This window comes from Nocardia farcinica (assembly GCF_029867845.1).
Classification (GTDB): Bacteria; Actinomycetota; Actinomycetes; order Mycobacteriales; family Mycobacteriaceae; genus Nocardia; species Nocardia farcinica_A.
The window spans coordinates 1-9,515 of sequence record NZ_JARWRU010001132.1 but is presented as its reverse complement, the minus strand read 5'-3'; the positions used below and the strand labels follow the sequence as shown (position 1 = coordinate 9,515).

The following is a 9,515-nucleotide window of genomic DNA, read 5'->3' as shown; positions in this document are numbered from 1 at the left end:
TGGCGGCGGCCTCGTCGAGCGCGGCGAAGATCTGCGCGCACAGCGCCACGCGCTCGCCGAGAATCTTAGTGCCCTCGGCGATCTGGCCGATCTGGCCGACGGCCGGCTCCTGGATCTGCGATTTCAGCAACCAGCCGATGGGATTGCCGAGCACGCCGAACGCGAAGGTCAGATCCTCGGATTCGGTGGCCGCCGCGGCCGCCTCGGTGATGGTCGCCAGCCGGTCGGCGAAGCCTGCCACCTGGTCGGCGTGTGCGGACAATTCCCCGGATATCGCTGCGAACACATCGCTCACGACACTCCCCCTCTTCTCTCGTGCGCATCGGAGCCGGAATCGCCCCAGGGCGGACAGCTTTCACTCGTGCCGGCGGGCGGTGCCGAATGCGTCGGGAGCGGGAATGCGCCTCTGACCGGCATCCGGTCAGAGGCGTCCACCCGCGCGGAGACGGAGGGATTTGAACCCCCGGTCGCTCTCGCGACGCTCGCTTTCAAGGCGAGTGCATTCGGCCGCTCTGCCACGTCTCCAGTGCTGCGATCTTAACCCGGTCGGGGTGGGGGGCGGTCGTGGTGTCGTCGAACCCGCCCGGCCGTCAGCGCGGCGGGGTGAGCACCGAGCGGTCGAGGCCCGCCACGCTCGACCGGCCCGCCAGCCCGAGGGCGGAATCGAGATCGGCGAGCAGCAGGCGCAGAGCGTGCCGGACGCCCTCGCGGCCCGCCAGGGCGAGACCATAGGCGTAGGGGCGGCCGTAGAGGACGGCCTTCGCGCCGAGGGCCAGCGCGACCAGCACATCGGAGCCGGTGCGCACGCCGGAGTCGAACAGCACGTCGGCGCGGTAGCCGACGGGCCCGCCGACCCCGGGCCGGGCCGCGACCGCCGCGATGGCACCCTCCACCAGGCGGCCGCCCTGGTTGCTGACGATCACGCCGTCGGCGCCCGCGTCGACCACCAACCGGGCGTCGTCGGGGTGCAGGATGCCCTTGACCGCGATGGGCAGGTCGGTCCAGTCGCGCAGGCGGGTGATGTCGGCCGGGCGAAGGCCGTGGTTGCCGAACAGGCCGACCCAGGTGAGGATGGCGATCCGCATCGCCTCCTCGGACTCCTCGGGGGGCGCGGGCAGCTTGGCGCGGAAAACCGGGTCGGACAGGTAGTTGGCGATGCCCTTGCCCGCGAGGAAGGGCAGGTGGGCCAGCTCCAGGTCCTGCGGACGCCAGCCGAGCGAGGGGGTGTCGACGGTGACGACGAGGGCCTTCGCGCCCGCGCGCTCGGCGCGTTCGACGAAGGACCGGGCCAGCTCGTCGTCGGCGGGCCAGTACAGCTGATACCACCATTCGCCCGCGGCGGCGCCGACCTCCTCGATGGTGCTGGAGGCGGCGGTGGACAGCACCGTGCCGATGCCAAGTTCCCTGGTGGCCTCGGCGACGAGCACCTCGCCGCGCTCGTGCACCAGCTCGAGCACGCCGATGGGGGCGGTCAGCACCGGGGCGGCCAGCTGGGTGCCGAGCACCTCCACCGACAGCTCTCGCGCGCCGGGGCCCGTGCTGCCGCGCAGCATGCGGGGCACGATGCGGTGCTTGTCGAAGGCGGCGAGATTGGCCGCGGCGGTGCGGCCCGCGGAGGCGCTGCCCGCGACATAGGCGTAGGCGGCTGGGTCGAGCACCTCGCCGGCGCGCCGCTCCAGACCTGCTGCCGTCATCGGTAGTTCGGGCAGCTCACCGCCCAGCCCGCGCAGGTAGATCTCGTTCTGGAAGTCGATGAAGCTGCTCACGGCTGGAACCGTAGTGCGAGCAGGCCGGTCGCGCGCGGCGGATCGGGCAAATCGCCGCCGTCACGCGGACACACGGACGCGTGACGGCGGCGCGACGGGACCGCATCGGCGTGTCGTTCCTCCTCGAGGCAAATCCCACAACGGCTCCCGGCACGCCGGGGGAAACCGCCGCGGGCCGTCGCGGCGGAGCAGTATGGACGGCATGCGTGCGATCGAGCTGAACGGATTCGGTGGGCCGGATGTACTGGTGTGGGGCGAGGCGCCCGACCCGGCGCCGGGGCACGGGGAGGTGCTGATCGACGTGGTCGCCGCCGGGGTGAACCGCGCCGACCTGCTGCAACGGCAGGGCAAATATCCGCCGCCGCCCGGCGCGAGCGAGGTGCCGGGCCTGGAGTGCGCAGGCGTGATCGCCGAACTCGGGGAGGGCGTGCGCGACTGGCGGGTGGGCGACCGGGTGTGCGCGCTGCTGTCCGGCGGCGGCTACGCCGAGCGGGTCACCGTCCCCGCCACCCAGTTGCTGCCGGTGCCCGCGGGCATGGATCTGGGCGCGGCGGCCGGGTTGCCGGAGGTGGCGGCCACGGTGTGGTCCAACCTCGTGATGACCGCGGGCCTGCGCGCCGGGGAAACGGTGCTGATCCACGGCGGAGGCGGCGGCATCGGCACCCACGCCATCCAGGTGGCCAAGCGGCGCGGCGCACGGGTGGCGGTGACGGCGGGCTCGGCCGAGAAGCTGCGGCGCTGCCGGGAGCTGGGCGCGGACGTGCTCGTCGACTACCACGAACAGGACTTCGTCGAGGTGCTGCGCGAGCACAACGGCCGAGGGGCCGACGTGATCCTGGACAACATGGGCGCGTCCTACCTCCCCCGCAATGTGGCCGCGTTGGCGCCGCACGGCAGGCTGGTGATCATCGGCATGCAGGGCGGGGTGAAGGGCGAGCTGAACGTCGGTGCGCTGCTGGGCAAGTGGGGCAGCGTGCACGCCACGAATGTGCGCAACCGGCCCGCGACCGGCACCGGCAGCAAGGCCGAGATCATCGCCGCGGTGCGCGCCGAGCTGTGGCCGCTGGTCGAGGACGGCTCGGTGGTGCCGGTCGTGCACGCCGAGGTCGACATCGCCGAGGCGGCCCAGGCCCACGAGCTGCTCGACTCCTCGGCGGTCGTCGGCAAGGTCGTGCTGCGGGTGCGCGAGGAGTGAACGGGCCGGGCAGTGACCGGCCCCTCGGCTCGGGCGCCCGGCCGGGCGCTTACTCCAGCGAGCTGAGCGCGCGGCCGAGCTGGTCGATTTCGAACCTGGTGGTGTAGGGCGCCAGGCCGACCGTGACCGCGCCGCCCTCGTCGTTCACGCCGAGCGCGTCGAGCAGCCTGCTGCCGCCGTGCACGCCGCTGAGCGTGCCGATGCGGGCGTCGGCCAGCTTGGCGGCGACCTTCTCCGCCTGCATCCCGGCCACCGTGAAGCTGACGGTGGGGACGCGGGTGGAGGCGCGGCCGATGATGGTCAGGTCGTCGATCTTCTCCAACGTGTCCATCAGGTGCTCGAACAGCGAATCGTGGTAGTCCTGCAGCGAGGTGATGGAGATCTCCAGGCGCTCGCGGCGAGAGCCGGTGGCGCGCTCGTCGAGCCCGGCCAGGAAGTCGATCGAAGTGGTCAGGCCCGCCAGCAGGCCGTACTGGTGCCCGCCGACCTCCAGCCGCTCGGCGCCCTTGGCGTAGGGGTTGAGCGACATCGAGGGGATGCGGTCGAGGAAGGCCGGATCGCGGAACACCAGCGCGCCGATCTGCGGGCCGCCCCAGGCCGGGGCGCTGAGCGCGACCACGTCGGCGTTGAGCTCCTCGATGTCGATCAGCGCGTACGGCGCGGCGCCGAAGCAGTCGGCGACCAGCAGGCCGCCCACCTCGTGCACCCGATCGGCGGCCACCCGCACCGCGGGCGCCGAGCCGACGATCGGCGAGGCCGCGGTGAGCGCGACCAGCCGGGCTGTCGGCCCGATCAGCTCCTCGAACTGCCATGACGGCATCTCACAGGTCTCGATCTCGACCTCCGCCCAGCGCACATGGGCGCCGTAGCGGTTGGCGATGCGCAGCCACGGCGCGACATTCGCCTCGTCGTCCAAGCGCGACAGCACGATCCCGGTGCCGAGTCCAAGGCGCGAGCTCAGCGATTCCGCGAGCCAGGCCAGCAGCACCGCTCGATCCGGGCCGAGCACCACACCCGCCGGGTCGCCCCCGACCAGGTCGGCGACCGCCTCGCGGGCGGCGTCGAGCACAGCCGCGCTGCGCCGCGCCGCCCCGTGGCGTCCGACATGGGAGAACGACGTCGTTCGGAAACCCGTTGAGACGGCACGAGATACCGAATCAGGAACAAGCATGCCGGCTTGCGGATCGAGATGAATCCAGCCGTCGCCCAGGGACGGAATAAGGCCCCGAACCCTCGCGACGTCGTAAGTCATATCGGCCACTCTAATCGGCGTCCACGCGGCTCGGTACGGACCCGGCGAACGCCCGGCTTCCGGTTCCGCACGCCGGCGGTTTAGCGCGTCCGGCGACAAAGCGACATGATAGGGGTCATGACGCATGCGGACGAGACACCCGATTCCATCGTCGTGGTCGGTCCCGACGGGAGGCCGCTGGTGCTTCCGGCCGGGGAGGTCGATCGCGCCGGCGACGCGCACGGCGTCCCGGTGGCAGGCGAACAGGGCGGCGAGGGCTCCGACGAGCGCGCCGAGCAGGGCGAGTCGCTGACCGACATGGTCGAGCAGCCGGCCAAGGTCATGCGCATCGGCACCATGATCAAGCAGCTGCTCGAGGAGGTGCGGGCCGCTCCGCTCGACGACGCCAGCCGCACCAGGCTCAAGGAGATCCACCGTTCCTCGGTGCGCGAGCTCGAGCAGGGGCTGGCGCCGGAGCTGCGGGACGAGCTGGAACGGCTGACCCTGCCGTTCACCGAGGAGGCGGTGCCGACCGACGCCGAGTTGCGCATCGCGCAGGCCCAGCTGGTCGGTTGGCTGGAGGGCCTGTTCCACGGCATCCAGACCGCGCTGTTCGCCCAGCAGATGGCCGCCCGCGCCCAGCTGGAGCAGATGCGCCAAGGCGCGCTGCCGCCCGGCCTGCAGACCGTCGACCCGCGCCACGGCCGCGGCGACCACGCGACCGGAGGCTCCGGCCAGTACCTGTGAACCCGGCGAGCGAACCCGGCGGGCGCGACCATCCCGCCCGCGGGCGCGTGGTCAGCGGGTAGTGTCGTGCACCGTGCCCGCCGCTGCCGCTCGCCCCGACTCCGAAACGAGTGCGGTGCCTGATGAACAGAGCTCGGTGACCTCCACCGAGAAGAACCCGGCCGACGCCGAGGCGACCCGGTCGCGCCCCGAGACCGCGCAGGTCACCGCGGAGCGCGACGCCGAGGACGGCTCGGTGGCTTTCGTGTCCGATTCGCAGACCTTCCGGCGCGCCTTCCGGGACATGCGCGACGGCTTCCGCCAGCGCGAGCTGTGGCTGTCGCTGGGCTGGCAGGACATCAAGCAGCGCTACCGCCGCTCGGTGCTCGGCCCGTTCTGGATCACCATCGCCACCGGTGTGCAGGCCACCGCCATGGGCGTCCTCTACGCGACGCTGCTCGGGCAGCCGCTGCGCGAGTACCTGCCCTACGTGACCGTCGGCCTGATCATCTGGAACGTCATCTCGGCCAGCATCCTCGAGGGCTCGGACGTGTTCATCGCCAACGAGGGCCTGATCAAGCAGCTGCCCTCGGCGCTGAGCGTGCACATCTACCGGCTGGTCTGGCGGCAGCTGCTGTTCTTCGCCCACAACCTGGTGATCTACGCGCTGCTGCTGGTGGGCTTCGGGGTGTGGGAGAACCTGAGCTGGTCGAGTCTGCTGGCGATACCGGCGATCGGCTTGATCTTCCTGAACTCGATGTGGGTGTCGATGCTGTTCGGCATCTTCGCCACCCGCTACCGCGACATCGCCCCGATCCTCGGCTCGATGACGCTGATGCTGTTCGTGCTGACGCCGGTCATGTGGACCACCAAGACGCTGGAGGACCAGATCGGCGGCGCGAGCGACCGGGCGCGGCTGGTCGAGATCATCCCGACCTTCCACTACCTCGAGATCGTGCGCGCTCCCCTGCTGGGCGAACCGCAGGAGCTGCGGCACTGGGTGATCGTCGGCACGATCACGGTGATCGGCTGGATCGGCGCGGTATTGGCCATGAAGCAGTACCGGGCCCGCGTGCCCTACTGGGTATAGGAGCCGCACATGAGCAGTGTGAGTATCGATACCCACCACGCGTGGGTGGAGTTCCCGATCTTCGACGCCAAGTCGCGATCGCTGAAGAAGGCGTTCCTCGGCAAGGCGGGCGGCGCCATCGGGCGCAACCAGTCCGATGTGGTGGTGGTCGAGGCGCTGCGCGACATCACCCTGCGCCTGCGCGAGGGCGACCGGGTCGGTCTGGTCGGGCACAACGGCGCGGGCAAGTCCACGCTGCTGCGGCTGCTGTCGGGCATCTACGAGCCGTCGAGGGGCAGCGCGCGCATCCGCGGCCGGGTGGCCCCGGTGTTCGACCTCGGCGTCGGCATGGACCCGGAGATCTCCGGCTACGAGAACATCATCATCCGCGGGCTGTTCCTCGGGCAGACCCGCAAGCAGATGCTGGCCAAGATCGACGAGATCGCCGATTTCACCGAACTCGGCGAATACCTGCACATGCCGCTGCGCACCTACTCCACCGGCATGCGGGTGCGCCTGGCGATGGGCGTGGTGACCTCCATCGACCCGGAGATCCTGTTGCTGGACGAGGGCATCGGCGCAGTCGACGCGGAGTTCATGAAGAAGGCCAGGCTGCGGTTGCAGGAGCTGGTCGCCCGCTCTGGCATCCTGGTGTTCGCGAGCCACTCCAACGAATTCCTCGCCCAGCTCTGCGATTCGGCGCTGTGGATCGACCACGGCCAGATCCGCGAGCGCGGCGGCATCGAGGACGTGGTGCGCGCCTACGAAGGCCCCGAGGCGGGTAATCATGTGGCCACCGTGCTGCGCGAGATGGAAGCCGAGCGGGCGGGCCGCGCGAAGGACTCCGCGGCCGAGAGTGAGAAAGAACTGGAGAACAACCCGGCATGAGCGGTCAGCCCCCGGAAGCTCGCCCCACCCCGGAGCCCGGCTCCGGCGACGCGTCCGGGAGGGAACCGCTCGGCGATTCGGCTGCCGAGGCGAACGGCTCACCGGCCGGCGCCGTCGCGGCGGACCGTGCCGAGCCCGTGGAGGCGGACCGTGCCGAGCCCGCGAGGGACCGTGCCGACGCGAAGCCGGATGTGCCGTCCTCGTTCGACGGCTTCGGCGGCACCCCGGTCGGCGGCGACGCGAAGTCGTATCTGCCCGAGGCAGGCACCGGCCCGGACGCGCGCATCGTGGCCATCGTGGTCACCCACAAGCGCCGTGAGCTGCTGGCGGAATCGCTGAAGGTGCTGACCTCGCAGAGCAGGCCGGTGGACCACCTGATCGTGGTGGACAACGGCAACGAGCCCGAGGTGGCCGAGCTGGTCGAGCAGCAGCCGGTGGCGACCACCTACCTGGGGTCGGCCCACAATCTCGGCGGCGCGGGCGGTTTCGCGCTCGGCATGCTGCACGCGCTGACACTCGGTGCGGACTGGGTGTGGCTCGCCGACGACGACGGCCGCCCGGACGGGCCCGACGTGCTGGCCACCCTGCTGGACTGCGCGGGCAGGCACGGCCTGGTCGAGGTGTCGCCGGTGGTGTGCGACATCGACGAGCCGGACCGGCTGGCGTTCCCGCTGCGCCGCGGCGTGGTGTGGCGGCGGCTGCGCTCGGAGCTGGGCGACGACGACTTCCTGCCCGGCATCGCCTCGCTGTTCAACGGCGCGCTGATCTCGGCCAAGGCCGTCGACGTGATCGGCGTGCCGGACCTGCGGCTGTTCGTGCGCGGTGACGAGGTGGAGGTGCACCGGCGGCTGGTCCGCTCCGGCCTGCCCTTCGGCACCTGCCTGCAGACCGCCTACCTGCACCCCAACGGCGCGGCCGAGTTCAAGCCGATCCTGGGCGGGCGCATGCACACCCAGTACCCGGACGACCCGGTCAAGCGCTACTTCACCTACCGCAACCGGGGCTACCTGATGTCCCAGCCGGGCATGCGCAAGCTGTTGCCGCAGGAGTGGATCCGCTTCTCCTGGTTCTTCCTGGTGACCCGCCGCGACCCGGCGGGCCTGCGCGAGTGGTTCCACCTGCGCTCGCTGGGCCGCCACGAGCAGTTCGGCAAGCCGGAACAGTAGCGGTCGCTTCCCGACCCTCCTTCGCTCCGGGGAAGCCGGAAAACAGCAGCTGGAAAATCCTTTGCCCGGTGCGCTCGCGGCGTGCGAGAGTGTCCGGGTCGGTATCGGAACGAGAGAGACGAGGAGGTGGAACGCATGACGCAAGCACGAGCCGCCGTGCGCAGGGCCGCGGCCCCGGCCGCGCCGTTCCCCTCCCCCGTGCTTCCCGCCGCCCGGCGGGCAGGCGCGTTCTCCTAGCCGAGCCCGCCGTCGGGTTCGGCCCGACGAAGGATTCCCGAAGTGGTCGACTACGACCTGCTCGTTCCCTACGGCTGGACCGAGACCGTGGCCGCGCGGTACGCGGCACATCTGGACGAGGGCCGTGTGCCCGCGCGCGTGCTGCGCATGGACCGCAGCGAATGCGATGTCGTGACCCCGGCGGGCCGGGCCCGCGCCCGCTGCCCGCGCCCGGATTCCCCGCTCAGCGGGCTGTGCACGGGCGACTGGGTGAGCCTGGACGCCGGCGGCTCGGTCAGCGCGCTGCTGTCCCGCCACACCGCCATCGTGCGCTCGTCGGCGTCGGGTCGCTCCACCGGTCAGGTGCTCGCGGCCAATGTCGACACCGTGCTGATCTGCACCGCCGCCGACGGCGATGTCGACCTCGGCCGGATCGAGCGCATGCTCGCCCTGGTGTGGGAGAGCGGCGCGCAGCCGGTCGTCGTGCTCACCAAAGCCGATGCGGTGCACGATGTTCCACTCGACGAGGTGCGCGCGACCGCGCCGGGCGCCACGGTGCTGACGATCAGCGCGACGACCGGCTACGGCCTCGACGTGCTGCGCGCGGTGCTCGATGGGACCGTCGCCCTGCTCGGGCCGTCCGGCGCGGGCAAATCCACCCTGGCCAATGCCCTGCTCGGCGCGGAGGTGTTCGCCACCACCGCGGTCCGCGCCGGTGACCGTAAGGGCAGGCACACCACCGTGCACCGGGAGCTGCGCCCGCTGCCCGGCGGCGGCACGCTCATCGACACCCCCGGCCTGCGCGGTGTCGGACTGTGGGCGGCGTCGGAGGGCGTCGAGCGCACCTTCAGCGACGTCGAGGAGCTGGCGGCGAACTGCCGGTTCACCGATTGCGCGCACGAGTCCGAGCCGGGCTGCGCGGTGCGCGAGGCCATCGCACAGGGGGCCGTCACCGAACGCAGGCTGACCAGCTACCGCAAGCTGGCCAGGGAGAACGCCTGGATGGCCGCGCGGACCGACAAGCGGCTGGCCGCCGAGCGCGAGCGGGCGTGGCGCGATGTCGCCAAGCAGCACCGGCAGCGTTACCGGGAGCGCGGCAACCGCCGGTAGTCCGCGCGCGGGCGGAGAGGGGGCCGGGGTGTTACGGGGGCCGGTTTGGCGGGCGGGGTTTGGACGGGGTGGGTTTTTTTGGGGGGGGGGGGTTAGGGGGGGTCGGGGGGGGGGGGGGGTTGCGCCCCCCGCCGCGGAGCGCGGGCGG

General features: G+C 71.7%; 9 protein-coding genes and 1 tRNA gene. 6 read left to right on the top strand and 4 right to left on the bottom strand.

Annotated features, from left to right (window positions below; genetic code table 11):
• The 3 genes from QH283_RS25285 to QH283_RS25275 form a co-directional block, all read right to left on the bottom strand.
• Positions 1–295 (bottom strand): hypothetical protein (locus QH283_RS25285; protein WP_280505433.1); only part of this gene is annotated, 295 nt, incomplete at its 3' end.
• Between the two features lie 145 nt (positions 296–440).
• Positions 441–525, bottom strand: a tRNA-Ser gene (locus tag QH283_RS25280).
• A gap of 65 nt (positions 526–590) precedes the next feature.
• The gene (locus tag QH283_RS25275; RefSeq protein WP_280505432.1) at positions 591–1,766 is read right to left on the bottom strand and encodes an alpha-hydroxy-acid oxidizing protein; all 1,176 of its coding nucleotides are present in this window, start codon (positions 1,764–1,766) and stop codon (positions 591–593) included.
• A 202-nt stretch (positions 1,767–1,968) separates the two neighbouring features.
• Here QH283_RS25275 and QH283_RS25270 point away from each other — a divergent pair, with 202 nt between their 5' ends.
• On the top strand, positions 1,969–2,961 hold the full coding sequence (locus QH283_RS25270; RefSeq protein ID WP_280505431.1) for an NAD(P)H-quinone oxidoreductase: 993 nt from the start codon (positions 1,969–1,971) through the stop codon (positions 2,959–2,961).
• 49 nt (positions 2,962–3,010) lie between these two features.
• Here the strand turns inward: QH283_RS25270 and QH283_RS25265 are convergent, their stop codons facing one another.
• Positions 3,011–4,213, bottom strand: coding sequence for a cysteine desulfurase-like protein (locus QH283_RS25265; protein WP_280505430.1), 1,203 nt, complete (start codon positions 4,211–4,213; stop codon positions 3,011–3,013).
• Between the two features lie 117 nt (positions 4,214–4,330).
• Between QH283_RS25265 and QH283_RS25260 the strand changes: the two genes are divergently transcribed.
• The 5 genes from QH283_RS25260 (at position 4,331) to rsgA (ending at position 9,367) form a co-directional block, all read left to right on the top strand.
• Entirely contained in the window at positions 4,331–4,939 is a 609-nt protein-coding gene (locus QH283_RS25260; protein ID WP_280505429.1) for a bacterial proteasome activator family protein, read from the top strand.
• 235 nt (positions 4,940–5,174) lie between these two features.
• A complete protein-coding gene (gene wzm / locus QH283_RS25255) occupies positions 5,175–6,008 on the top strand; it encodes a galactan export ABC transporter permease subunit Wzm/RfbD (protein WP_432420778.1) in 834 nt (277 codons plus the stop codon).
• 9 nt (positions 6,009–6,017) lie between these two features.
• Positions 6,018–6,875 (top strand): galactan export ABC transporter ATP-binding subunit Wzt/RfbE, encoded by an 858-nt coding sequence (gene wzt, locus QH283_RS25250; protein ID WP_280505428.1) that lies wholly within the window; start codon positions 6,018–6,020, stop codon positions 6,873–6,875.
• Positions 6,876–7,126: 251 nt separating this feature from the next.
• Positions 7,127–8,041 (top strand): galactofuranosyltransferase GlfT1, encoded by a 915-nt coding sequence (glfT1, locus tag QH283_RS25245; RefSeq protein ID WP_280505434.1) that lies wholly within the window; start codon positions 7,127–7,129, stop codon positions 8,039–8,041.
• A gap of 279 nt (positions 8,042–8,320) precedes the next feature.
• The gene (gene rsgA, locus QH283_RS25240; RefSeq protein ID WP_280505427.1) at positions 8,321–9,367 is read left to right on the top strand and encodes a ribosome small subunit-dependent GTPase A; all 1,047 of its coding nucleotides are present in this window, start codon (positions 8,321–8,323) and stop codon (positions 9,365–9,367) included.
• Positions 9,368–9,515 lie beyond the last annotated feature (148 nt).